Consider the following 24,774-nt stretch of genomic DNA (forward strand, 5'->3'; position numbering starts at 1 on the left):
AACACAGTACAGGGCATACCGTAGCGTATCTAACACCATGACATTGTTCGGGTACTTTTCAATGAACTGTTCCGGCGTCAACTCAATGAAGTCAAGCCCGGCAAAAGCATCAAGCCTGCTCTCGGCGGCAACTATGACCCGATGGATCAATCCGACTGCTTCTATAGCCAACGTGTGGGTGTGAGTAAGGCGGGTGAAGGCTTCAACCAGCTTCTGGCTGTCAACTTCAATCGTTCGGGCGTAGCAGTGGACAGGGTACACCAGGGCGAGGCACCCGTTACCGAAGGAGTTGCGATCTTGGGCAATGGCCTGGATGGCGTCGAGATTGACGGGACCCTTTTTTATGAGGGACTTCATCAGGGAAAAATGGTCCTGCCACGTTTGGCCGTAACTTGTGGCCCGGTGCCCGGCATAGTGGATTAAACACCAGTCGAGTAGCAGGCTGTTGATGGTGGTAAAGTTGTAGTCTGCGATGAAACGGCACCAGCAATTAACTATGTCGCTTTCGTCGGTGCCATCCGGGTAGTGGTCAGCCCGGCTCATAATCTCGTCATAGGTGTAGCTGTTCAAGGTGGCCCCATTGGTTTCCCATGGAGCGCCAACACTGTCACCAAGTTTAAATGCCTCAAGAATAGGACGTTTCATGTTTTCAGCATAGCAGGGTGGCGTGGGTGGCGCAATATTTGCAATGAGTTACATAGAGTTAAACCCAATGAGATTATAGAGTTATCTCGGTTTTACGGCTTTTAAATGAGTAATATCAGTAGAACAAAGTAATGGTGCTGAATCCAACAAATTATCACTTTCTCACGCATGAGAGCAAAGGAGGCTTATGGACAATAACGAAAAATTCAACAGGGTCGCCGGTAGCCTAATCGGGTTCGCCTGCGGTGACGCCTGCGGGGCACTTGTGGAATTCATGACACCCGGAGAGATCAGAAAAAAATATGGTAGGGTTGTGGATATGCTCCCCGGTGGCTGGATTAAAGGCCGATTGGCTGGGGAGTGTACCGACGATACCCAAATGGCTCTTTGTGTCGCCCGGTCTCTGGTGTCAACGTGTGGGGAGCCGGACTACAAGGATATGTCCGACCGCCTCCTTGAATGGCTTGACTCAAAGCCGAAAGACGTGGGTAGCGCCTGCCGTAGAGGTTTGGAGGCATACCGAAAGACAGGCAGCCTCTGCAATGGGGATGATACCACGCTTGGCAACGGTGGCCTTCTCCGCGTTCTTCCTTTCGCACTGGCTGGTAGAACGTGGCAGGAAGCCATGGGGCATGTTGAGCTTACCCACAACACCTCCCTACAGGCAAGGGCGGTCCAGTCGTATGTTTTGGCATTGCAGGCGGCGTCGGCGGGTGGAGATAAACGCGACATTGGTATGGAGATAAGAGGGATTGGAATCAGGCCCGTTGGGGTGAAAAACAACCGGGGGGATGTGAAAAACTCCCTGTCCTCTGCGCTGAATTGGTTCTTTACAACCGACACCTTTGAGGACTGCATTACTCAGGCAGTGAACGCTGGGCATGATGCGGATAGCGTGGCGGCCCTTGCTGGTGGGCTGGCTGGCTGCCACTACGGCCTTGCGGCAATTCCTGAGAGGTGGAGCAAGGCTCTTGACCCGGTTGTTCGTATCGAGGCTTTAGAACTAGCCGTATTACTAGGCAAATTTTAGCGGGTGATTAACTGAATGGCGGAGGTGAAATGTGAAGATTTTTACATTGAATATTATCATTTTTACAATTATTTCCATGAGCGGTTGTGTTTCAAACTATTATATGCACCCTGACGCTGGAACAGAGCTAGAAGGGTATGTTGTTCCTATATTTCAAAATCGAAAAGTGACTTTAATAAATATGCAATCGTTTAATGATAATATAGTTATACTTAGGCGTGCCGGTAGCGTTGGATATGCAAATCCAAAGGAATTTACTGATACTGTTATTGCTATTACTGGGCGCGAGCTAATAAAACATGGACTCGATGTTTCTCAAAACGCGTCAAAGGTTATAAAAATATCCGTAGACTATATTGCTACAGACCTCGGCTGGAATATTGAATCAAAAGTAATAATGAGTGTCGAAACAGGTGATGGATACACCTCAAAATACACTGGCATCGACTCAAAAACCAGTTGGGGGCCAAGAGGCGCGTCGGATCAATACAGTGTTGTCTTGATGAGAGCTGTGGGAGAGATGTTGTCAGATAAGAAAATAATCAATTATCTATCAAGCTGATGCCCACTTATTGTAGAGGGGCGGTAATGAGCCGCCCCGTTCTAATCCCTGAATTACATATCAGTAACAAGGAACACTTAGGAAACCGGCTTTATCTTGCACAATTTTCCCAGCCTGCAACAGTTCGGCGATGATCCGCTCCAGGCGGTCACGACCGATTGAGCAGAAAGGCGCGGGCAGTTCCCCCCCCCGTGCATGAATCCCATTGCTGCCGGGTCTCCCCGTCTTGGTGTATGGTCTCCCCTGCTTTTGTGCCTCTGCTAAGGCTGCAATCAGGGGAGACCGATCAACAGGGGCGCTGCTTTTCGGCGGCCTCCTCTTGTTGCTGGGCTTGTCACTGGTTACTGCTTCAGTAACAACAGAACCAGTGACAAGTGGTGAGACCAGCTTCTCCACCACCCCGGCAACCATGGTCTTCATTTCGGTCAACTCAGCTTTCATGCTTATCAACTCGGTAAGTATCCGCTCATCTGCCGGGATTGTGTCAAGGAAGACGTAGCCGTCCTTTTTTGACATGATGTTCGGGTGATCCTTCTGCAAGGCCGTAATATGCCTGCTCACAATATCCCGCTTGTATCTTCCGCCCTTGCCCTTGCTCAGTCCGAGCAGTTCGCACAACTCAGGATTTGAAATGGCCTGATTGGGGTGATTCTTCAGATGCTGGTAAAGAACATCTCTATCAAAGATGGTCTTCGGGGTAATTACGCCACTCATGCCTTGACTCCCTTCAGGCTGGTATCCCAGACCCGGCAGACTTCCTCACGGGCGGCCTCAACAACGGACTTTAGTTCTGCCAGCGTTCGGGCGTCCGATGCTTTGACCTTCATGTCCATGATTCGGGTGAGGGCGTGTTCCAGCGTAGCCGGATAAATGAGCGGCACCCAAATATCCTGATCTGTTCCGGTAGCCTTGTCGGTCCGGGTACGCTGGCGGCATATCTCGTAACACATATCCGACGACCTCAGCAAAACGGGTTCACCATTTACATTGAATTTCAGCTCCATTGTCTATCGGCTCCTTATGGTGATATGGGTTGACCTATGAAAATGTCTCCACCAGCCTACACCAGCGCGAGATAGGTATTTTTGCAATCAGGCGGATATGGTTATTACGGAGATAACCACCCGGCTGTCTGATTCGGGCTACTGTTCCAAGCAATCGCCCCCGAAGGGCTGACAGAGTAGCCATTAGGGCCAGATGATGCCCCGCTCATGATGTCAGTGTTGGACAAGGCCGGTTGATTCATGTAGTACGTTCCCACAGCCCCTGCCGCTCCCAGTCCCTTCCCGATCATCCCGAAGGTGGCCCCCCGGTCGGCCATACTGGCTTCGGCATTTGCCGCCTGTCTGGTGAGTGCGGCCTGGGTTGACCCTTCAGCAAGGCTCATCTGGCTATCAAGGGCGGCGGCTGACTGGCCCCGGCCCATGGAGACGGCTGCTGACAAGCCCTTCGCTGACTGATCCTGTGCCGTATTGCTGGCGGCGGTGTAACCTGCTGACAGGCCCCCGGAGAGCGCCGGGGTGACGTTGGTATTGTTGGCCCGTCCCGGATCAACGCCCGGAGTAGGATTCTGCCTGCTGGCTTCGGCCTGCATGACGTTGGCGTTGGTCTGGCCCTGGAGGCGGTTAGTCAGATTGGCCGGAGACTGGCTCACGTCCTTGATAAACTGATTTTCACTCGGAGCCACCCTCGCTTGGTAGTCGTCCCACTGCTTGGCAGCGATCTGGGCGGCTGCCACTTGATCGGCGGTGATAATGCGCTGTTGGCTATTCCCGCCCTTGAAACATGTGCTACGTTCCATGAGGCGGTCGAAGAAATTCCAAGGTTTCATTGGTGGTCTCCTTCTGTGTGGAAGTGGCTGGCGACTTGCGTACACGCGGCAAACAGGCTTTCGCCGAATTCATCCCAGAGGCTTTGGGCGCTCAGTTCTCCGGCTTCAGAATATCCGTTGACGATATAAGCCGTGTCGCCTGTGCTGATGTTTTCGGGGTTCCACTGGATATCCTCAGAGAGGGGGATGTCTTCAGAGGGGATGGCCCACCACCAGAAGACGCGGGTAATCCTGCCGTTTGTGCGTTCAACAAAATACTGGCAGACTTCGAGACAACGGATAAGGCGCTGATAAAAAGGCAGCTCCACTTCAGGTGCCTTGCTGTAGAACAGGTCACAGATTTCCATATACAGCTCTCTCAAATCATCGTGGTTGCTCATTCTTTTTGGTCCTCTTTATTTTCATCAAAGTTGAACTCGGTCTGCCGCCAGCCGGACAGGTCAACCGTCTTGTCCTTGGTGCCCTTCCTCTGGTTACGCTGCCAGCGGGTCAGACTCTGGCGAATGCGGTCTTGATAGTTGATGATCATAGATTTCAATCTTTCGGCAAATGACGACGGCAAGTGACAATGGCAAATGACGACGGCAAACTATCTCTACCTCTACCTATATCTTTACTTCTGTCTTGGAGGGGGAACATGAATTGATATGTTTTTGTAGCTAATCTCACCCTGATTTTTTCCTTCTGCGTCCATTACAATCGTCAAGGGTGTTCAGGTACTGTTGGCGCAAACCCCGGTTCAGCAGATAACATCTGTCTGGCGACACCTCCAGAAGGTTGACGTTGATGAGGGTTGACCTTGCGGCGGCCCACTCATCTTCGGTAAGTCTCAAATACGAGGTAATAATCTTGGAGAAGTCTGGCAATAATCCGTTCGACCGCCACAAAAGGGGCAGCAACCTCATAAAATTACCTTGGTCTTGGTTGCTGAGTTCTTGATATGCTTGGTCGGCTTCAAGCTGTTCTACAACTGGTGAATAGTACGGGAGGGTTCTTTCTTCTGGGCGTTTGATGCAAAGCTCCTCCAGGGAGATAACTGGCGCTTGGCGTTCTTTATGACCAGGGTGTTTGTATGGTTCGAGGTCGAACATTACTTTGCCCCCTTCACAGCAGCCGACGCCTCACGGAACAACCGCGATCTGGCATTAAGTAGGCGTTTTGCGGGAAGTGCGGCCCCAGACTCATAGGCGATGATGGAACGGCTCAGTTCGGTAGACTCATGGAACAGGAACAGAGCACGATTGCCAGCGGCATTGCGGCGGATGATAGGGGGGTAGCCGCTGGCGGCCAGGAAGGATGCAAGGTCTATGGACTCTGTTTCGAAAACTCTTTCACTGGGGGACATGGGTTACGCCTCCTTGGTATTGGCCAACCACGCCTCAACCTCTGAGCGGAGCCAGCCAACCGCCCTTTTTCCTATCTTCCTGCGGTGGGGGAACAACCCGGCTGCCTCAAGCCTGTAGATATTCGATCTTGACTGGCCGACAATGCCGGGGAGGTGCTGCATCCTGATGATGTGACTGGCCAGAGGTGCCGACCTCTGGCGTTCATGCTGTTTTGAATCCATGATGTTCTCCTGACTGGTATTTGGGACCAGGGCAATAAAAAAGGCATGGGGGCATCTCGCAGAGTCAACTCTCAGCGATCAAACCTCGCATGCCTTCTATGTCCCAGTCGTGCTCTCATGGTCCCAATAATTACCAGGAGCACTCATGTCGTCAAGGAAAAAATTTCAATAAATTTAATTACTTGTAAGTATCGGAAGTGAACGGTGCTTAGCGCCAGGGGGGGCTTATGTGGCAACCCGTTTCTGCTCTGTGGCTGGTTTCACCGTCATGCGCAACCCCATAGCGTGCAGGACACTGGCAATGGTCTTGAATTCTGGATTACCTCGTTTCGATAGCATCTTGTAAAGGTTCTCCCGGCCCAAGTGCGCTTTCTCGGCTACCGTGGCCATGTCTCCCCGAGCTGTTACCACGTCTCGGAGCGCCAGAAGCATCACAGCCCTATCCCCGTCCTCAATGGCGGCATTGATGTACTCCGCTGCATTCCCTGCGTCCTGTAACCACTCTGAGAGTTCTTCTTTGCAGGGGATTGATTTATTACTCATGGTGTCACCTCGCTTGATAATCCTGCCAGTACCGTTTTGCTGTCTCAATGTCCTTGCTCTGTGTTGACTTGCCGCTCATGGCGTAATAGACGCGACACCCCGGTCTATGCAACCTTGCGGCGTAGCGCAATGACATTGCTTTCCGTCCCGGTGATGATGCTGTTCAGCTTCCGTTCCCAGGTCTCAAGCGCCGCCTGTTTTTCCTTGTCATAGCGATATTGGTTGTAAACCTTGATTACTCCCTGCTTGGCATGGTTCAGCACGGCGTCAATGACTTCATCCATTTCGCCGGATTTCGCCATGAAGGTCGCAGCCGTCCGACGCAAGTCGTGCGGGGTAAAATGGTCAATGCTCAGGCGGTTCTCGGTAGCCGGTTTGCCATCCTTGGTGTAAAGCGGTTTGCCCTTGGCATCGGCCAGGGGATAAGCCAGGTTCCGGCCAACGGCAATGGCAAGCGCCGTATCACCAAACGGCTTGATGATTTCCTTACCGGGCTGTTTTTTGGATTTTTTGACCGGGGAAGGGAAGATATAGCCCTTCGTCTTCATCTCGCCGGTTTTATCGTCTAGGACTTTAAGAGGCCCAATCAGTGCAAGAGCTGTAGCGGTCAAATATACGCGATGCGTTTTCCCGTTCTTTGCTCTCTCCGCTGGAATTGTCCACCATTGGCCGTCAATCTCGCCGGAGTGCATCCCGATCACTTCCCCAGGACGCTGTGCTGTAACGAGTATCAGCTTCAAGGCCCGGCGTGCATCATCGGACATGCAGAGGTCGGTTCTGTCGAGGCTTGACCACAAGGTTTTTATTTCGGCCTCAGATAGTACGCGGTCGCGTGACAGCTTAGGGGAGGGGAGCTTTACGCCGGTACAGGGGGTATGTGGGAGGATGTCCTGCTCTACAGCCCAGTTGAACATTTTGCGGATGATCTGGAAGGTGTTGTTTGCCATTGCTGGCGCGTCACGGTCAACGATCTTTTCAAGCAACAGGATAACGTCCCGCTTAACAATGTCGGCGGCTTTGCGGTTGCCCCATGCTGTGACCACTTCCCGGTTAAGGATGCGCTCATCCTTTGCCCATGACCGTTTAAAGCGCTTGGCGTGACGGTCGATGTAGTCAGACACAAGGTCGGAAACCGTGGGGGCCTTCCGGCGCTCTTCTTTAGCTAGGCGGTCTGTAGCGCCGGGGTCAAATCCTTCTTGGTGCCTGTTATATGCAGCGTTGTAGCGTTTCCGAGCCTCCTTGAGAGTGACACCGGGGAGCTTGCCCAGGTTCATCTCTTTACGCTTGCCATCAAAGGTATAGACGTACAGCCACGTCATTACACCCGAAGGCATAACCCGAATTGTGAAACCGTTGGCCTCTCGTTTGTAGTATTTCTTTTCCTCTGGCTTGAGTGACTGGATGAAAAAGTCGGTAAATTTCATAAGACCCCCTTTCAGGGGTTGCATGGAGTTGTGCAACCTCTTGTGCAACCTCATTTGTGCTGGCTGTATTGAAATATCAAGAGATGATTTGAGACAAAGATTAATCCGCAAAAGCAGCATTGTCAAGATTATATGGGTATATCGTGGAATTTGCTTGGATGGGGTGAGATAGCTAGAAACGCAATGGCATGGTTACTGTTAACCACCTTGTCCCTGGTTCGAGTCCGGGTTGGGGAGCCAAATTGAACGCAGGCCGGTTTCCGAAGAGGAACCGGCCTGTTTTTGTTTATGCCGGTTATTCGTAAGTGCTAGTAAATCGAATGGTTTTCGGTAACTGCAAACCAACTCGCCGTCCTTCCAAACCGAGTTCGAGTGTAAAATTTTAAGCAACTTCCTCTTTTCCTCCACGGGCTGCATTTTGTAAAGCATTCCGGCACGTTGCGAGAGTTCGAGCACTCGAACACCATCATCGATATATGACCGGCTAGCACCTTCCCGAATCTCCAGCTTCCGTCGGATATCATCCTGCTCCGCCCGCCACTCCCTGGTTTTCTTCTCGTAAAAATCACTCGAAATAACCCCGTCGAGTTTATCTGTGTACGCAGCTTCAAGGTAATCGCTCAATTTTTGCTTCCGAGCCAGCAAGGCCGAAACGACTTCCTGGTGTTCGCGCCTTTCGTCCGCGTAGCTTTCCTTGAGCGCAGCGACAACCCACTTGAGAACATCGTCACTCACCTTAATTGCCTCTATGGAAGCCAGGAATCGGCGCTCAAGTTCTTCTTCGCGTACATAGGGGGCAGGGCAGTTTCCACGGTTTTTGGTGCAGTGGTAGTAGATGTATTTGCCTTTTTTAATTTCAGCAACTAAAGCGCAACCGCAGTGACCGCAAGCAATAAGGCCCTGGAATAAGAAATGATGCTTAGCCGGTTGTGACGGGCAGCGGCCATTGCCGGAAAGCAACTGCTGAACTTTCTCGAACTGCTCGGGGGAGATTATTGACTCATGAGAACCACTGTATTTGATTCCGTTCCAAAAGAAATCTCCGGTGTAAATGACACTGGTAAGTATCTTATGAATCAGGCTTTTCCCGAATTGCACGGTCTCGGGGCCTTCTTCCAGTATCGTTTCACCGGTTGCATCTTGACGTTTCTTCTTTCTGCGGCGCATGCGGCTACGGTAATTGAGCCCGGACAACTGCTTTACAATCGTGTCCAAGGAATGATTTCCCGTAGCATAAAGGTCAAAAATCTTTGTGACGAGAGGAGCAGTGGTTTCATCTGGAACAATGACCTTCTTGCCGGATTTGCTGAGGACATTCTTGTATCCAAAAGGGGCGAAAGAGGGCCATAAGCCCTGCTGTGCCTTTTCCAGCATCCCCTTCCTGGTTTCCTCGCTCAGGTTCTCGACGTAGTTTTTGGCCATGACCACCCGGATGCCGTGCATTAGCTTTTCTGCAGAGCGCGAGTCGTCTGAGAGGACGCAGTTCTCTTTGACCAGATGAATTTCCGCATGGAGGCCGTCGAGCGTGCTCCAGTCGCCAATGTTACGGTAAAGACGGTCAGTTTTTTCAGTGATGATAACCAAGGAGGCTGCAGGATTCGCTTTCTGAGATTTCTTCAAGAAGCCAACCATTTCATTAAAGCCAAGCCTGCCGGTTCTTTTTGCTGTCTCAATATCTCTAAATTCTTTATCAATCACTAATTTCCGGTCAGATGCATAGCTTGCAAGCAATTTGGTTTGCGCTTCTACTGAGAATCCTTCCTTTTCCTGCTCTTTGGAAGAAACCCGGACGTAGCTAACCACTACACGATTAACAAAGCTATGTTTTTTATTGTTTGTACCAGTTCTTCTCATTTATTTTTTCATCCCACTCATTCAATAATAATACAAAGTCAGTAACATTACTTAGCATGTCACTGGCATCATACCCAGTTAACTCTATTTGAGTCATATTATACCACATTCTAATTGACTCAGATACCATTTTATGACTGAATTTCTCTCTCATGCACTTTTCCTTGAGATACGAAATCCATATTTATTGCGTGAAACTATATCTTGCAAAAATTGTTTAAAGTATATTTATCACTTAGAGAACAAGCGTCTGGAGTTAATTAAATAAAAAATCAAGGCTCATTTCGATATGCAAAATGAGCCTGAGTTACAGACAGACAGAACCTGTTACCGTGGAGAAAACTTGATTTTCGCCAAAGCATCGCGTACCGCGGACAAGGCATCCATCATATTGTATGCATCCTCCTCGTCCACAGCGTTGTCTCTGTACTGTTGCCACCGTGAGCGTTTGATAAATTGCGCGAGCGCCCACGCTTCCTGCTCCGTCATATCTACCGAGAATTGCACCATCTTCTGGGAATAAATTTTGGAAGGCATATCATCATCTCCTTTCGTTCAGCAAACTACTCTTGCGGGAAGTTTTCACGTATCCATTCGAACAGGTCTTCAGCTTTAATGGTTTTAATCATACGCCCCTTGTAGAAGTACGGAATACCCCTCCCCTGTTTTTCCAGTGCTTTGAGCCATTCAACAGTGACATAATTTTTCATTACTTCTACTGCTTCCTCCAGGCTGTAACAGGATTTCGGTTCGTAAGTAATTGTTCTCATGGTTTCACCCCCTTTCGTGGCAGAATAAAAAAACCCGCTGACAGTGATGCCAGCGGGCTTTTTCAGAGCGCACGACGGCAATAACTGTGACAGCGACACATTTATTGCCTAGCGGCGGCTTAGATATATTTTTTAAAGATTAACTATGAGTATAAAATATCCAATTTCCTTACCTCTTACCAAACGGCGAATCAAAACGCAAGAGGATTTTTACGAAAACCATTGGAAAAACAGCCCGATACGAGACCGAGTCAAGATGATTTAGTAGCCCCATTCTCTGAAACTAACTTGAAAAAGTTTTTTCGCCTATACCTCATCCGCAGTGACAGCAACCGCGAATGGCACCCCTAACGCCTCGAAATGTTTAAGGCCACACCTCACCTTGTCTGCCTCGCTGGTCCGAAGTTTCAGAAAGTCCTTCGTTCCCTTAGTTTCTCGGACAAGGTAAAGAGCCTTGTCATCGTGTTTAAGGATAGCCCAGTCAGGATTATAGCTGCCGACGGGGGTGTCCACCTTGAACCAGCCTGGGAGCTTGACGAAGAGCTTGATGTCATCCCGTTCATCGAGGCGTTTGGCAAACGCCCTCTCCACCTCGGAATCGTAAACCACATACTCGTAGACCGATTTATTAACCGGCAGGGCCGTCAGGTAGTTTATCAGCTCCTCGTTCTTGAAAAGCAGCATCTCCCATTCCGCTTCGCTTCCCCCGCCGTTAATGCGCTCGTATTTGATACCGTCCACCAGCAGCCGGTGAAGCTCATATTTGAGGATGGCAGCCACGGCATCCAGGAACCGCTGGGGGTTGTTGAAAAACTCCTCCAGGCGGCCAGATTCCTTCAGGATGCGAACAAGTGTTGAGCGAGTCAGCTCCGTCTCGTTCTGCAAGTATGCCAGCAGGTCCGGAATCGGTCGGTCGTGATAATCAACCTGCTCCTCCGCCACACTTACCGCTCGGGTACTGACGCCGCCTTTTTCAACCCCGAGCTGTCCAGCGCTTACCGTGATGTGGGGTTTCTCAATCCGCTCCATCCTCTTCAGGCTTGATACCGCTCGCATGACCAGCTCATCGGTGCCGAATTCCACCCGATAGGTGGTCTTCGGTTTGATGCTGTCCCATAGGGCGGAAAACTCGGGCGTCAGATAAACTTCCTTTTTCAGCTTGTTCGGTCCGTCGTCGCGCTCACGACGGATATGGCGCTCAATCTGATAACTGGCCAGCAGGTCAATTACGGCTGCAGTTAGGTCGCGGTGCTCCTCCGGCAGTTCAATCTTGAAATCTTTCCCTTTGGGATTGAAGGCAGGCTGAATCCGTCCCTCTGCATCGAGCATCCTTTGCGCAACTAACGCAGTCTTTATGACCTCTGCTGCATCGCGGCCAATGTGCTTCTCCTCGCCATCTACGACCTGCACAAGCTTGGCAATCGCGGTAATGGGCACCTTCCCAAAGCTGACGCCGCACTCCTCTTCATATTCGGTCTGGAGCGCCCGCGCAAAGTCCTCATAGCTCTCGTTAGCCATGACGTAGAGCTTGTTCACCGATTCATCGAAAACCCGCTTGCCGTCTTGGTCCACTGGCAGGCGTAATCCACGTCCAATCTCCTGACGTTTCTTCACTGCGCTTCTGGTTTCGTTCAGGGTGCATATCTGGAAGACGTTCGGGTTATCCCATCCCTCGCGCAAAGCTGAGTGCGAGAATATGAAGCGCAAAGGCTCGTCAAGGGAGAGCAACTGTTCCTTGTCCTTCATGATGAGGTTATACACCTCGTCGTCGGCCTGGGTATCGCCTCGGGTGTCCTTGAGGACTCCCTTTTTGTCCTGGGCAAAATAGCCGTTGTGGAGCTTCTCCATCGGCTGCTGTAGCCATTCAAGAGGCTTGTATCGCTCTTCCTTGGCCAACGCAGACAGTTCCGCCTCGAAGGCTGTGGCGAACTTCCCCTGCACCGGTTGTCCGGCCTCGTCGTAATCGCGATAATTGGCAACCCGGTCGATGAAGAACAGCGACAGCACCTTAATGCCACGTTCTCGCAGTTGCAGTTCTTTTTCGAGGTGACGCTTGACGGTGTGCTTAATCTGGGTCCGCCAGACATCATCTCGCATACCGCCGCTCTCTTCGCCGAGCCGCAGCGTCCGGCCATTGTTGAAACGGATATACTCATTGCCCGGTTCGGCATTGATTTCAGCCACGGAATAGCCTTGGGCGTAGATGGCACGCTCCCCGGAAAGGGCGTATAAGTCTGCTCCTTGCTTGACAGTTACAGGCTTCTCTTTCGGCCCCTCGTCGGTCTGTACATGGATGCGCAGCTTGGCTTTGATGCCCTTCTTGTAGTCAATCTGCTCCACCCGGACAAAAGCATCATTGGCCGCGCCCTCTGCAGCAGCGCTGGCCACTACGATTTGTTTAACCAGCTTCAGCTCAAAGGCCCGCACCGGGTCCAGACGATAGACAAGGTTGTACGGGTTGCGGTGTGTGGCGGAATATCGCAACGTGCAGAGCGGGTTGAGCGCCTTGATGGCTTCCTGGGCCTTGTCGGTTGCATCGACGCTCTGCGGCTCGTCGATGATGACTATGGGGCGTGCTGCCTGGACGAACTCGATAGGCTGCCGACCGGAAAGCTTGTCACTTTCCTTGTAGATGACGTTGCTCTTCTGCTCGGCCTCGGTGCCGGTGAAGTTTTTTCTAAAGGCATCGATGTTGATAACAAGAATCTGCAGGGTGTTGCTGGTGGCGAACTGACGGAGGCGGTTCACCTTCTTCGCGTCGTACACGAAGTGCTCAAATGGCAGGTTGTTGTAAAGCGCCCGGAAGTGCTCTGCGGTTATTTCGATGTTCTTCAGAACACCTTCGCGGATGGCTACACTCGGCACAACGATGATAAATTTCTGGAATCCATACTCCCGCGACAGCTCAAAGATGGTACGCAAATAGACGTAGGTCTTGCCGGTACCAGTTTCCATCTCTACGGAAAAATGGGGGCAACGTCGGGACCGATTGGCCGGGATGTCGAAAAGCTTCCATGATTCAAGCGGCGCGGCAATGTCGCCGCTTTCAATATCGTTCGTCGCTTGAATTGTCCGCACGTTCGAGGTCAATGCTGTCTCATCCAGCAGCAGCCGGTTTCCTACCCCCAGTTCGGTGCGGTCTATGCCAGCATACAGTTCACCATAGCTGTCCACTTTAATAACCGCGAATTCGGGTGAACCTTGCGGTTGCCCCTCAAACAGCTCGGTCACAGCGGATACGGCATCCAGCTGGAACTGTTGGTTGGCATCAAACTGTATCTTCATGTGTTACCTCACACCGTCTTGAAGCTTATGACGCCCTTGGTCTTGAAAATTTGTACAGCATTGGCCTTGAGCTGGTCGTTGCCAGCAAAACCTTCGTCAAGGCAGATAACACGCTCAGGTTGCGCCTCGGCCATAGCTCGAATCACTTCAATGGTGAGGGTTCGCTCAAGGCAAATAAGGAGTGCTCCACCGGCAACGCTGAATACCGAGTTGTCACTGTAAGTTAGTTTTTCAACCGGAGTGGTGAGAGAAAAGCCACTCTTTAACAGGATTTCGTACAGAAGGTCATCGGCTGTCCTGTCAGGGCGAATATGGTCGATATGGAGTTCAAGCTGTTGCTCCAGAGTTTGAGAATCGTGAGGGACATTTCCGTTCCAGGGTTTGAAATTCGACTCTGCGAGCTTCAAAACACGGAACCCGCGGTCTTGATTGGCGGTACCGTCGAGGTCGAGCTTACCAGCTCCGTCGTCCTCCAATTTCTTGATTACACGTCGAACCCGTTCCTTAGTAATTTCTGCAATCGTTGGATAATCTGTTCTATCAGTGGGCTCTGGAAGTTGGACAAGGATAAACTTCCGGCTTCCCCCGTCGTTTTTATTTAAGTCGAGGACTGCATGTGCGGTGGTGCCGGACCCAGCAAAAAAATCAAGGACGATGCCATCTTTTCCTAGTGCTTGTTCGATGCAGTATGTCAGGAGACCGACCGGTTTTGCAGTGTCAAACGTGGTCTTGCCAAGCAGCCTTTTTAACTCTAAGTTTCCGGCTTCGTTGGAAAACTCAGGCCCAATCCACACTGATTTAGGTTTGATTCTTTTCGCTCCATCAGAGTTTTCAGCGTAATCAATTTGGAAGACATCCCATCTCCCATCAGGTCCCACCCTAGATGCACAAAGTTCAACCAGCCGGTCGCTTACAGTATCTCTCCCCCAGCGCCAACGTCCGTCTTCCCCATCAGAAAGTTTAGGTAAAACCTCAACATTAAATTGTTCGCCTCTAACAAGGGAAACCTTTTTGCTGTTTGTATCGACATAAATCGGGAAAAACATGTTAGGGCGGTCCACTCGTCTTGCACCAGCACCACGTTTCCTTAGACCCTGCAGGCGATATCTTCTGCCATCTTCGGCAATTTCAGGATATTCATCCAAATATTCTTCAGGCAAAGGAACACCATTGGTAGTAAAGCAGTCATTACCATAGGCCAGGAGATAGTTATGTGCTGTAGCGTAATACTTGTCGTCGCTTCTTCCTTTCATATTGCTTACAACAGTGATGCATCCCAAGCGCCTGTCTTCTCCGAAGATTTCATCTAAAATACGAACAAGATTGTTTAGTTCGCAATCGTCAATGCTGACAAAAATAACTCCATCTTGTGTAAGGAGATTTTTTGCAAGGTATAACCTTGAATACATCATGTTAATCCATTTGGAGTGAAATCTTCCATCTGCGTCAGTATTGGTGCCAAACTTACGCCCTTCGGAGTCAACCTGCCCCGTGTACTGAAGGTATGTCTGCAAGGTTTCCGAAAAGTTATCAGGATATATAAAGTCGTTACCCGTGTTATATGGAGGGTCGATGTATATCATCTTGACCTTGCCAAGGTAGGGTTTCTGTAACAGCTTCAGTACTTCGAGGTTGTCTCCCTCGATTATCAGATTTTCCGTAGCGTCAAAGTCAACGCTCTCTTTTCGGCATGGAAGCAGAGTTCCCATGCTTGGGGCTTGAATGGTATTAAAGCACTCGGCCTTACCCGGCCAATTCATGCTATAGCGCTCTTTACCAACATCAACCAGTTCGCCAAGCGCCAGCTTCAGGCGTTCAAAATCAATCTTGCCGCCTTCGGTGCGGATTTCCGGGAAGAGCCGCAGCAGTTCAAGGCGCTTCTCCTCGGCCATATCATGGGAAGCTAAATCTAGCTTTTCAGGTTCAACAGTCATAATTTCTCCCGATTAGGAAATTAATCGTCGTAGGGTTCGCCAGTGTCTGTTATAGACCCGCAACTGCAACATTGCCATTGATAGGTCCATCCACCGTATTGAGAGGGACGGGCAACTCCCGATGTGAATGATTCTGACCCACATTTAAAGCATCTAGTAGGCTGAAAGTGCTGGTCAACTTCTGGTCTTGTTTGTGTTATTTCAGACTTTTTAATGCTTTCCATTTCTTCAGGTGGTGGTAGAGTCTTTAACTTCTCTTTTACCATTGACTGATAGTGCTCCAATGCATCAGTGAGACGCTCGAAGCAATATATATCAATATTTTGTCCCGACTTCGCTTGAATCTCATCATTGAGCACCGGGTTGAGGTAGATTTTATCTTTATATTTCTCAGTGAAATCACCATCATTCGTCACTACCCACAATGCAGTCTTCCCGTCATGGGCATCCAGGAGTTGTTCCCAGGTAAGTTGGTCACCCAATGGATTATCAGGTTTGCCTGGGGGAGCCCCACTTTCTCTGCGCCACCGTGCTGCTTGAACCTGCTTGCCTTCTGGCACTAGCGCACGTGTGAAAATCGCTTCTAGCCCCTGTGATACCTCATCTTTTTTGTTAATTATGTTATCTGCAACATGTTCTATTATTTTATTTAAGTCCGCTGATAGCGACTTTACGCTTTCCCTGACTTCAGCTTCTTTTTTATTCCAGTCCTTGACTAAAGTTTCTCCTGATATGTCTAAGTGCTCTGGCAGCCGTATTCCTGGGCCTACGCATTTTTTAGCATATTCATTGAAATTAGCCAGTGCTACGTTCAACTTATTTCTGCTAACTTCATTTACCAATTGCTGAGTCACAAAGATGTTTTCCTTCAATTCATCCAATACAGGTAAAAGTTTTTTCATTTCAGGTTTACTACTTTTAAAAAATTCAAGATAGACGTTTGCATCTATGAATATCACTGTAGCCTCCCTCACAAATATTTTCAGAATTTATGGTAATAACTCATTGCTTACACTGAAAGTTTCAGCTACAGCTATTTCAAGGTCCATCGAAGCATAAATAAATATTCCTGCTCTAATTTTTGCTCTAACCGCCTGCTTATCTCATCAAGCAATGCATCTTTTTGGCGGTCAACATCCCGGCTGGCTTGGTCATACGCCCGCCAAGCTTCATCTCGTTTCGTTTCCAGCGTCCTAACTGACCGCTGCCGCTCCAATTTATCCGGTAGAGTCGGCGCAAGCCGCGCTGATTTCTTGGCTTCTTTCAGCATCTCATCAAGCTCAGCCAGTTCGGATTTGAGAGATGTTCGTCGGTCATCAGCCCACTTGTCGAGCTTCTCCATTTCGGTATCGAACCAGTGGCCATTGCGAGCCGTCATTTCATCGAGAAGTTCTTGTCGCCGCCGTGCCGATTCCAGCTCCAGCTTTTCTGCAGCGGATTTTGGTACCGTACAGCCGTTGCCTTCAACTGCCGGTAAATCGAAAAACCTCCGACACTGAGAGTCATCAAGGATATCCCCATCGTCGGTCACGGCGCTCAGAATAAGCTGGTCTTCCGTCTCAAGGGCGCTCATGGTAAGCCGCGAACAGGAGAGCCATCCAGATTTACCTCTGAACCGATTGAGGATGGCGATGTTTTTCCCGCCGTCCGAAAGGTCAAAGGTTACGTCAGCGGGTGTAGGAGACAGCGCCATTCCTTGCTGAAGCACCCGTTGTGCAAGGGGGTGGCCGACACGATAAGTATTGGCATCCTCAATTGATTTTCCCATGCGGTACGGGCCGGGATGGATTGTCTCGCCTGGGAATGGGTTCGTGTGGAGGGTGAAACTATAGGCGCTCTCTTCAAAGCTGGCGTATTTCTCAAGGAGAAAGGTGGTGAGCTGCCATAGCTGCTCATTGAAACGGTCTAGTAAGTCATGGCTCTGAACACGGACCTTTTCCACGACTTCCTGGTCGAAATTGTCGAGGAGCTTTTCACGGGCATCTCGTTGGCCTGCCGATATTTCGGTCTCCAACTCGCGTTGAAGCTGGTCGAACTCGAACTGTATCTGTTCGGGTGAGCGGCACTGCTGGTAGATGGCGGCGATTCTCTTTTCAAAATCGACCCCTGATTCCACGGCTCCGAGCACTTCGTCACTGGCACCAAAAACTCCGTTGAACAACCGAAACTTCTCATCGAGAAGCTGGTACACGCGCTGGTCGGCTGCGTTGCCCTGGTTGATGAAGTTGACGACTACGACATCGAAACGCTGTCCGTAGCGGTGGCATCTGCCGATGCGCTGTTCTATGCGCTGCGGGTTCCAGGGCATGTCGTAGTTGACGACTAAATTGCAGAACTGGAGGTTAATTCCTTCGGCTGCTGCTTCGGTGGCTATCAGAATCGAGGCGTTATCTCGGAAATTTTCCACCAAGGCGGCACGCATATCTGCCGATGGCGAGCCGGTTACTCGGTCGGTCCCGGCGTGCTGCTGTAACCATCTCTGATAGATAGCCTTCGATAGAGGGTCGTTGTTGGTGCCATTGAAGAGCATGACCTTGCCTGCAAACTCAGTCTGCTCAAGGATGTTAAGCAAGTATTCCTGGGTGCGGCGGGATTCGGTGAAGATAATCGCCTTTTGCTGTAGGGTGGCTGCGCCTTGTCCTTGTTGAGCCTCAGCAGACGCAGCGAATCCGCGCCGCAAGGCCGTAAGTAGGACTTCCCCCTTAGAGTTCCTGACTATGGACGTTGCCAGGCGGTGAAACTCCCGTAGTTGCTCCATTTCTTCATTCAGCTCGGCAAGTTGGTCCGGTGTCAGCCGGGCCTTTTCTCCTGGTACTGTTTCATCGCCGTCGCCATCCCACTCGTCGGTCAACTCATCCATTTCGTCCAGGTCTCGCGGCAGCTCTTCTGGCACGGTATCGACGGCTGCTGCTTCGCTTGCGGCGGCCTCAAGCTTTCTGACAAGCCCCTCCAGTGTTCCTGAAATGGCGTAGGTTGAGGAAGCCAAAAGCTTTCGCAGTATGAGGGTCATCAGTTGGCGCTGGCTCGCAGGTAAGGCATACAGCGTTTGCCCCTGCAGGTACTCCGAAACGAGGTCGTACAATCTCTGCTCATCGTCGGTCGGGGTGAACTCCTGCACCAAGGCGTGACGATTGGTGTATTTGACGTACTCAAGAACCTGACGGCGCAGGGTTCGCTTACAAAGGGGCTTGAGGCGTTCCTTGAGGTCTTCAAAATCGGCATCATTACCGAGACGGGCGAAGCGGGCACGGTAGCTCTTGAAATCGCCAAAGGCAAAATCGTCGATGATGCTCACAAGGCCATACAGCTCAAGCAGCGAGTTTTGCAACGGCGTTGCGGTTAAAAGTACCTTTGGGAATGCCGCTATCGCATTTTTGATGGCGTTGGCTATCTTGTTGCTGCTCTTGTAGACGTTCCGCAGGCGGTGTGCCTCGTCGATGACAACGAGGTCCCATGACGTTTGCCGCAGGTACGGCTCCTTTGCCCGTGCGAACTGGTATGAACAAAGGATGATGCCGTCTTGGCTGAAAGGATTGAGATTTCCCGCCCGGATTGCCTCGTTGAATGTCTTATTTTCAAGAACGACGGAGGGAAGATAGAACTTGTCGGCCAGTTCCTGGCTCCACTGCTTCCGCAGGTTGGCGGGTACAATGACCAGCAGGCGGCGCTTCCGCTCTGCCCATTTCTGCGCCAGCAACAGACCGGCTTCGATGGTCTTGCCAAGGCCGACTTCATCGGCCAGGATTGCTCCCTTGGAAAATGGACTGCGGAAGGCGAAAAGCGCGGCCTCAACCTGGTGAGGGTTCAGGTCCACCTGAGCGTCAGCCAGAACGGATGCCAGTTTCTCTACGCTGTCAGACGCACAGCGCTTGGTGAGTTCGTGGGCAAAGTATGTGGCATGGAAAGGGGTGTTCACATTGGATTCCGCTTAGAGCCTTGAAATTGTCTATTCTTAGCAGATATTTACCCCTTTTTCCATTAATAACATTTTAATAAGCCTGAAATCCGCGGTCGGCAGGAAGCTGGCAATAAGGGCACTTCCCATAGGGGCTGCACGCATTTTAGCAAGATTGGAATTGTGTAGATGAGGCAACTTATAAATACTTCTATTTATCTTACGGATTTGAGCAAGACCTACGCCAGAAAATGAGCAAATCCCTGGGGTTTGGCTCAATGCTTTGGGAAGCTTTCGACCGCAGCCATTTTGCCCGCTGGTGGGTGCTGCGAACGGTCGGTTTTGAGACAGAATCATCAGAAGGGATGTAATGGAGAGTTATCGAGGGGCGTAATTCCCTCTGTGCGGACTTATGCCTATTCCAGTATCCTGAGTCCACTAAATACAAACTTCAGTTTACTGGCCGCGACTGAGTCTAATTTTCTGCCGTTCTTCACCTCCAGAAGGTCCCATCGATGGCAAGAAAATGTGCTCCACGATACAAAAAAACGCCACCTAAACTGTCGGGTGGCGTTCTGCAAGCGGCGCTTTGCCTCTTCTTCAATTTTCCTTCAAGAACCGTTGAAAGCTCACGATGTCGTTCTGTACTGAGTTTTCGAATGATACCTTCTGCAGCAATCCGGTGTTTGTGACAAACTGCCTATTGCCGAAGTTGATAAATGTCGATGCCGCGACTATGGTGCCGCTACTTGGCTCGTACGTCTGCAGCATATACCAGTACTGCGCGGTGTTGTTATCGGTCACGATTTGCACGTTCGAGTCGCCTGCTAGCTTGTCAGCTATGAACTTATAAACCGCACCTGAGTCCGCAGGGTTTTTCATCTGCCCGATGAGGATGGCGACCTTTTTGACACCGGAACTGCTGGAATTGGCGGACTTCTCTGGGCTTGTTTTGCTTTCTGAAGCTTTTGAGCAAGCCGCCACAGATAAGAGCAACCCCGCGACCAAAACGACTCTCCAAATCACGCCTCTCCGCATAAACAGCCCCCTCTATTAGCCATAAGATTAAAAATGCACGCTATTATATAGCCTAAAGACTATGTTTTCAACATCAACATAGCCGATAGTTTATTAAAATGTGTCTTAATTTAGCCTATCTTCGGGGGCATGGAATGTGCCGACTTACTAAAGGTGTTGGGTGAGAGAGTACGGGCGATTCGGAAGACCAGGAAGGTCTCTCAGGAGAGACTTGCGGAACTGGCGGGTTTGCACCCGGTATTCATTAGCAAACTGGAAACAGGTAAGGCGAAAGCCTCAATCTGCACCTTTTACGCAATAGCGACTGCGTTGGACATGACGCTCGCTGAGCTTGTGGAACTGCCAAGGGAAGGAGAGGCGTGGAACAGCGACCTTTCCGAGCTTTTCCAGGCAGCGAAACGGCTTGAACAAGGAAAGCAAGGCATATTCGTCGAAACCGTCAGAGGTCTACTGAGTGGGCTGGCAGGATAGGAATCTCGGCCTCAACCTCCTCATTCTCTCGCCAACCTCGCGTTCTTCTTGGTCGGCAGCTTCGAGCTGCAGGCATCCCGCTAGGGGGCTTCTCGCCCCCCCTCGTCACTATCTCCGTAGCTGTTTATGCGGTTGTCTCAGAAATTCCGGCGCGGTCCACAGAATAAGGTCTACTGCTTGACAGACAAAGTGCTGCATCTCCTGTCTTTCTTTTTCACTCATAGTGTCGAAATCGACTCTAGATAGGACATGATTAAGCAGCTCGCTTCGCTGTACTTGGGCTGATACTCTCACCTTGTATGCATATGCTATAGTCATCACCTCCTTCTTTCCCCAATTCAATTGTGTTTTACTCTTTTTTATGAGGTAATTTTAGCATAAAAAGCCAGTTGTGTCAATATTTTCTTGTTAAAACGCGTAGTTATGCTATAATGACGTTCGTGGATTTCTTGAATTGCGCCTGCAATTAACTATCATAACGACCGTTATTAGTAATCAGTGGTTGCCTATCTTAATGGATTGAAAGAGTTGTCAGTTTCTGTTCTTCAGTGTCGATTTTGGGGTTTTCATAGACAGGGGGCTAAAATGGGGAAGACACTGGCTTATGTTCGGGTATCCACAGTTCAACAGGATGTCTCTAACCAACGCCTCGAAATCTTGGAGTACGCACGCCGCCACGACATGCAGGTTGCCGACTACATCGAAGTCGAGATGTCAAGCCGCCGTGACCGGGCCAGTCGCCGTATTGATGAACTGCTTGGTCGGGTGGAGCGTGGAGATACTATAATCGTGTCTGAGCTTTCCCGGCTGGGAAGGTCCACTGTCGAGGTTGTCGAACTCGTCAACGAGCTGGTAGCTACCGGAATCGGGCTGGTGTGCATAAAGCAAGGGCTGCGGATTGCCAGCGACCTGGGCAAAATGGACATGCAGTCTAAAGTGACCATTACGATGTTCAGCCTGTTTGCTGAGCTTGAGCGCGACCTTCTCAGCGAGAGGACAAAGCAAGCCTTGGCATCGAAAAGAAGCCAGGGGGTGAAGCTTGGTAAGCCACGGGGAACAATTCAGCGGAGTAAGCTGGATGACCGAAGGGAGGCAATTCAGGAGTTGCTGCGACACAAGGTCAGCAAGTCCGCAGTTGCGCGGATGATGGGGGTAAGTCGTACGGCCCTTGCCAGCTATGTTGAATCGCGGGGCATAGCTTAGGTTTTCCTCGCAGGGCACGCGCCTTCTTTAACTGTGAGCCTCTTGACGGCATTCGCATAAATGCCTTGGCTGTTACTCCTGGTCTGAGCGCGTAGCCATTCCTCTTCCGATAATTCTCCGGCAGCAAACCTCTGTTTGCTCCTATGCAGCTCTGCCCGCCATATTTTCCTTGTCTTACCGACTGTCGCGCCGTGGGCTATGTTGATGCCGGTGACCATCTGACTTGAAGACTTATTGTAAACTCCGCCCTTGGTCGGGTGAAGCCGGTAGCCTTCTGACCGTACTATCATTTTTACATCGGCGACAACCCTCTCAGGGATATCCGCGCCGGAAACGGTAACGTCGTCAGCATAGATGGTGAACTTAAGCCCCCAACGCCTTGCCAGCCCCAATAGCCTCCGCTGCAGGCGGATAGTTACGATGTTGGCGATATCCGTGCTGGTCGGGGCTCCCTGTGGGAGCTGAAAGTCGCACGTGGCCAGTTTTGTAAGCAGGGATGCTAAATCTGCAGGGCAGCCAAGCTCGTCAATCAAGGCCCTGTTCACCCTCTCCGGTCTAATTGAAGGGAAAAATGACTTGAGGTCAAAGGTGAAAATGAGGGGGTTTCCTAAGTGTTCACAGGCATTGGTGATATTCGACTTGCCTTTGATGCCGTAATGGGAAGTCGTGCTAGTTTCAATCTTTGAGAACACCAGCTTGTGAAGTTTCTTTTGAATGGCCTTCAGGGAGGGGAATGGGGCGGAGAAATTTCTAAGTCCACCGGAAGGTTTTGGCTCGCTCCATCTGCTGTACGTCTTGCTGGTATTGCGGGCGGCTCGCCACAGCTCATTTATTGGGATGCCAAGCAAGGTCGCCAATTCTGAAACGGACTGGATTGGCAACCGGCAATTCATGCTGCTTTTCCACTCTGGAACAGCAGAAGAGACGCAACATTTTCCTGAAGCTTTCTATAATTGATGGCGTTTTCTGGGTCAAGTTCGCCAGGGATGTCTGTTGAAAGGAAATTTAAGGCATCTTTTGAAATGTTAAATTGACCGGCTACACGTTCAACAATGTCAGCACTCGGAACCTTCTTGCCAGTTTCAATCTGGCAAAGATAGTTCGTACTTATGTCCAGCTTCTCAGCTAAATCCTTTTGTTGCCAGCCAAAGCTGATTCTTAGGGATTTAATAAGTCTTCCGAGTTTCATTGCCCACCTATGAATGCATGTGATTAAAGGTTGAAAAAAACGATTGATTAGTTTACCTCAGAAAGTGTTCGATTACCTGCTTTGCTTCTGCCAAAAGCTCTGTCAGGAGCTTTACTGATGGCATAAGCAATGGCGCAAAGACAAAAAGCCGTTTATACTTGGATGCTTTTTGCTCTTCTGGTAATGATTGAACAACCTCCTTTTCCATTTCCCTGATGAAAACATCTACTTTCGCCAAGGTCTCTCTGGTTGAGGAAACAGGGCCTACTGACCCACTTATCGCGGTAACAAGCTTCTTCGATTCTTCTACGGTTTCCAGCACAACTTCTACTTTCAGCTCCCTACGTACCATGTCTCTCACCTCCTTTCGTTGTGAAATAAAGACGAAAAAAGGATGACTGCTCCAGCAAGCTACTGTCATCCACCCCAATCACGATTGCATCGCTCCTTGGGCCTTTTCGTCAATCGTATTTTCGGAGCAACAAAGTCCGTTGCTCCTTGTCGAACACAATGAATGTGCACGACTCACAACGTGGCACTGTGTACCGTGGCACGTGCGACAGCTCCGCTTTCAGCGGAGAGCGAGAAACAGCAACCCCGGACAACCACGACACGACCGGTGCGTCGCGATGGGGGGATTTAGCCGCCTTCTCAGGGAGGTGAATGAACCGCAGCAACTAAGAGACATGTTTGGCCGCGATAAATGATTCAGTTGTCAAGGAACAACTTCGCGAAGCGCGAAGGATGCAATGGTGGCCTTATACACGAGTACGAAACAGAAGTCAACAAAATTTGACTGTGAGTTGTATTTTTATGACTCCGGCGACCATCGGCAGCCCTGTATTTCAAATTTATTCGTCATATTTTTGTCCTTGCAGTTATGCCCTCGCATTGACGTAACTAATGGTATCACTGTCATAATTTGCTGGCACAGCTGCAGTGCGAATTATAACTTTTGCTATACAAGTATTTGATATTTAAGGATAAAATCAAATTTTTTCATTGACTTCTGTCCGTGAGTCCTGTATGATTTTTACAAAAATAACTGTATTAGCCTTCGAGTGCATTATTACCATGCTCGACTTTGTCTTACTATAGATGGGTTAAAAACACGTAATACCTGGGGATAGCTATATCTCCGTTTAAAAAAAAGCTGTCGGCGTTACAACTTTTGCTATACCAGCCGCCAGTGAGTTTTTATACGGAGAAAGAATGACAGTAGTTACCCCCCATACATTCAATAAAACTTCAGCTTCTTCCTCTTCAGCTCTCCTTAAGCACCCGCTCGCCAGACAATTTCCAGTAGGTTTTACCAGACGTTTGCCGCATATGCCTCACGCGGCATTGCCGTCTTGCCGCTGCAAAGCCCCCTCTGTCGCGTTACACCGTTCGGGTCTTCTCTCCGAGTATCCTTTCATTTTCGGGCTACCTCCTCCTTTCAAGCCATTCGTGGATTCCGATTCCGTAGCCATTCGGTTTGTAACGAACCTGCACCGGGGAGGGAACCCCTGCCCGTATTACGAAAGGAGTATA

The 24,774-nt window shown here is 50.2% G+C and carries 27 protein-coding genes; 4 read left to right on the top strand and 23 right to left on the bottom strand.

The window, feature by feature from the left end; genetic code table 11:
• A partial coding sequence (locus tag F6V30_RS07885; RefSeq protein ID WP_151156449.1) for an ADP-ribosylglycohydrolase family protein occupies positions 1-645 on the bottom strand: 645 nt, incomplete at its 3' end.
• A gap of 187 nt (positions 646-832) precedes the next feature.
• Here F6V30_RS07885 and F6V30_RS07890 point away from each other — a divergent pair.
• Together F6V30_RS07890 and F6V30_RS07895 are read left to right on the top strand one after the other, a co-directional pair.
• Positions 833-1,675, top strand: coding sequence for an ADP-ribosylglycohydrolase family protein (locus F6V30_RS07890; RefSeq protein WP_151156450.1), 843 nt, complete (start codon positions 833-835; stop codon positions 1,673-1,675).
• A 31-nt stretch (positions 1,676-1,706) separates the two neighbouring features.
• Complete coding sequence (locus F6V30_RS07895) at positions 1,707-2,237, top strand: hypothetical protein (protein WP_151156451.1); 531 nt, start codon at positions 1,707-1,709, stop codon at positions 2,235-2,237.
• Positions 2,238-2,297: 60 nt separating this feature from the next.
• Here F6V30_RS07895 and F6V30_RS07900 read toward each other — a convergent pair whose 3' ends face one another.
• The 19 genes from F6V30_RS07900 to F6V30_RS07980 form a co-directional block, all read right to left on the bottom strand.
• A complete protein-coding gene (locus tag F6V30_RS07900) occupies positions 2,298-2,951 on the bottom strand; it encodes a hypothetical protein (protein WP_151156452.1) in 654 nt (217 codons plus the stop codon).
• Positions 2,948-3,241: a hypothetical protein gene (locus F6V30_RS07905; RefSeq protein ID WP_151156453.1), complete on the bottom strand. Its 294-nt coding sequence runs from the start codon at positions 3,239-3,241 to the stop codon at positions 2,948-2,950. The genes F6V30_RS07900 and F6V30_RS07905 overlap by 4 nt, the downstream gene beginning before the upstream one ends.
• Positions 3,242-3,345: 104 nt before the next feature.
• Positions 3,346-4,068, bottom strand: a complete 723-nt coding sequence (locus F6V30_RS07910; RefSeq protein WP_151156454.1) for a hypothetical protein — start codon at positions 4,066-4,068, stop codon at positions 3,346-3,348.
• Positions 4,065-4,448 carry a hypothetical protein gene (locus F6V30_RS07915; RefSeq protein ID WP_151156455.1) on the bottom strand — a complete coding sequence of 128 codons (384 nt, stop codon included), beginning with the start codon at positions 4,446-4,448 and terminating at the stop codon, positions 4,065-4,067. The genes F6V30_RS07910 and F6V30_RS07915 overlap by 4 nt, the downstream gene beginning before the upstream one ends.
• Complete coding sequence (locus tag F6V30_RS17045; RefSeq protein ID WP_191965617.1) at positions 4,445-4,597, bottom strand: hypothetical protein; 153 nt, start codon at positions 4,595-4,597, stop codon at positions 4,445-4,447. The genes F6V30_RS07915 and F6V30_RS17045 overlap by 4 nt, the downstream gene beginning before the upstream one ends.
• Before the next feature lie 136 nt (positions 4,598-4,733).
• On the bottom strand, positions 4,734-5,159 hold the full coding sequence (locus F6V30_RS07920; protein ID WP_151156456.1) for a hypothetical protein: 426 nt from the start codon (positions 5,157-5,159) through the stop codon (positions 4,734-4,736).
• Positions 5,159-5,413: a hypothetical protein gene (locus tag F6V30_RS07925; RefSeq protein ID WP_151156457.1), complete on the bottom strand. Its 255-nt coding sequence runs from the start codon at positions 5,411-5,413 to the stop codon at positions 5,159-5,161. The genes F6V30_RS07920 and F6V30_RS07925 overlap by 1 nt, the downstream gene beginning before the upstream one ends.
• 3 nt (positions 5,414-5,416) lie before the next feature.
• A complete protein-coding gene (locus F6V30_RS07930) occupies positions 5,417-5,635 on the bottom strand; it encodes a helix-turn-helix transcriptional regulator (protein ID WP_218043314.1) in 219 nt (72 codons plus the stop codon).
• Positions 5,636-5,860: 225 nt separating this feature from the next.
• Positions 5,861-6,178 (bottom strand): addiction module antidote protein, encoded by a 318-nt coding sequence (locus tag F6V30_RS07935; protein WP_151156458.1) that lies wholly within the window; start codon positions 6,176-6,178, stop codon positions 5,861-5,863.
• A 104-nt stretch (positions 6,179-6,282) separates the two neighbouring features.
• Positions 6,283-7,602: a tyrosine-type recombinase/integrase gene (locus F6V30_RS07940; protein ID WP_151156459.1), complete on the bottom strand. Its 1,320-nt coding sequence runs from the start codon at positions 7,600-7,602 to the stop codon at positions 6,283-6,285.
• 198 nt (positions 7,603-7,800) lie between these two features.
• The gene (locus F6V30_RS07945; RefSeq protein ID WP_151156460.1) at positions 7,801-9,456 is read right to left on the bottom strand and encodes a recombinase family protein; all 1,656 of its coding nucleotides are present in this window, start codon (positions 9,454-9,456) and stop codon (positions 7,801-7,803) included.
• The gene (locus F6V30_RS17050) at positions 9,431-9,610 is read right to left on the bottom strand and encodes a hypothetical protein (RefSeq protein WP_191965618.1); all 180 of its coding nucleotides are present in this window, start codon (positions 9,608-9,610) and stop codon (positions 9,431-9,433) included. The genes F6V30_RS07945 and F6V30_RS17050 overlap by 26 nt, the downstream gene beginning before the upstream one ends.
• Positions 9,611-9,783: 173 nt before the next feature.
• On the bottom strand, positions 9,784-9,993 hold the full coding sequence (locus F6V30_RS07950) for a DUF7706 family protein (RefSeq protein WP_218043316.1): 210 nt from the start codon (positions 9,991-9,993) through the stop codon (positions 9,784-9,786).
• 26 nt (positions 9,994-10,019) lie between these two features.
• The gene (locus F6V30_RS07955; RefSeq protein WP_151156461.1) at positions 10,020-10,226 is read right to left on the bottom strand and encodes a hypothetical protein; all 207 of its coding nucleotides are present in this window, start codon (positions 10,224-10,226) and stop codon (positions 10,020-10,022) included.
• A gap of 306 nt (positions 10,227-10,532) precedes the next feature.
• Positions 10,533-13,511, bottom strand: coding sequence for a restriction endonuclease (locus F6V30_RS07960; RefSeq protein ID WP_151156462.1), 2,979 nt, complete (start codon positions 13,509-13,511; stop codon positions 10,533-10,535).
• Positions 13,512-13,519: 8 nt separating this feature from the next.
• Positions 13,520-15,445, bottom strand: coding sequence for a site-specific DNA-methyltransferase (locus F6V30_RS07965; RefSeq protein WP_151156463.1), 1,926 nt, complete (start codon positions 15,443-15,445; stop codon positions 13,520-13,522).
• 20 nt (positions 15,446-15,465) lie between these two features.
• A complete protein-coding gene (locus F6V30_RS07970; RefSeq protein ID WP_151156464.1) occupies positions 15,466-16,404 on the bottom strand; it encodes a PIN domain-containing protein in 939 nt (312 codons plus the stop codon).
• Positions 16,405-16,478: 74 nt separating this feature from the next.
• On the bottom strand, positions 16,479-19,361 hold the full coding sequence (locus tag F6V30_RS07975; protein ID WP_151156465.1) for an SNF2-related protein: 2,883 nt from the start codon (positions 19,359-19,361) through the stop codon (positions 16,479-16,481).
• A 579-nt stretch (positions 19,362-19,940) separates the two neighbouring features.
• The gene (locus tag F6V30_RS07980; protein WP_151156466.1) at positions 19,941-20,366 is read right to left on the bottom strand and encodes a hypothetical protein; all 426 of its coding nucleotides are present in this window, start codon (positions 20,364-20,366) and stop codon (positions 19,941-19,943) included.
• Between the two features lie 141 nt (positions 20,367-20,507).
• Here F6V30_RS07980 and F6V30_RS07985 point away from each other — a divergent pair, with 141 nt between their 5' ends.
• Together F6V30_RS07985 and F6V30_RS07990 are read left to right on the top strand one after the other, a co-directional pair.
• Positions 20,508-20,849 carry a helix-turn-helix domain-containing protein gene (locus tag F6V30_RS07985; protein WP_151156467.1) on the top strand — a complete coding sequence of 114 codons (342 nt, stop codon included), beginning with the start codon at positions 20,508-20,510 and terminating at the stop codon, positions 20,847-20,849.
• A 585-nt stretch (positions 20,850-21,434) separates the two neighbouring features.
• Positions 21,435-22,052: a recombinase family protein gene (locus F6V30_RS07990; protein ID WP_151156468.1), complete on the top strand. Its 618-nt coding sequence runs from the start codon at positions 21,435-21,437 to the stop codon at positions 22,050-22,052.
• Here F6V30_RS07990 and F6V30_RS07995 read toward each other — a convergent pair.
• Genes F6V30_RS07995 through F6V30_RS08005 form a run of 3 tightly spaced genes read right to left on the bottom strand, consistent with a single transcriptional unit; the run spans position 22,049 to position 23,593 of the window.
• Positions 22,049-22,945, bottom strand: a complete 897-nt coding sequence (locus F6V30_RS07995; protein ID WP_151156469.1) for a reverse transcriptase family protein — start codon at positions 22,943-22,945, stop codon at positions 22,049-22,051. The genes F6V30_RS07990 and F6V30_RS07995 overlap by 4 nt on opposite strands.
• Positions 22,942-23,241 (bottom strand): helix-turn-helix domain-containing protein, encoded by a 300-nt coding sequence (locus F6V30_RS08000; protein WP_151156470.1) that lies wholly within the window; start codon positions 23,239-23,241, stop codon positions 22,942-22,944. Before F6V30_RS08000 ends, F6V30_RS07995 begins: the two co-directional genes overlap by 4 nt.
• 52 nt (positions 23,242-23,293) lie before the next feature.
• On the bottom strand, positions 23,294-23,593 hold the full coding sequence (locus tag F6V30_RS08005) for a hypothetical protein (RefSeq protein WP_151156471.1): 300 nt from the start codon (positions 23,591-23,593) through the stop codon (positions 23,294-23,296).
• Positions 23,594-24,774: the final 1,181 nt, after the last annotated feature.

It is taken from the genome of Oryzomonas sagensis (assembly GCF_008802355.1).
Taxonomy (GTDB): domain Bacteria; phylum Desulfobacterota; class Desulfuromonadia; order Geobacterales; family Pseudopelobacteraceae; genus Oryzomonas; species Oryzomonas sagensis.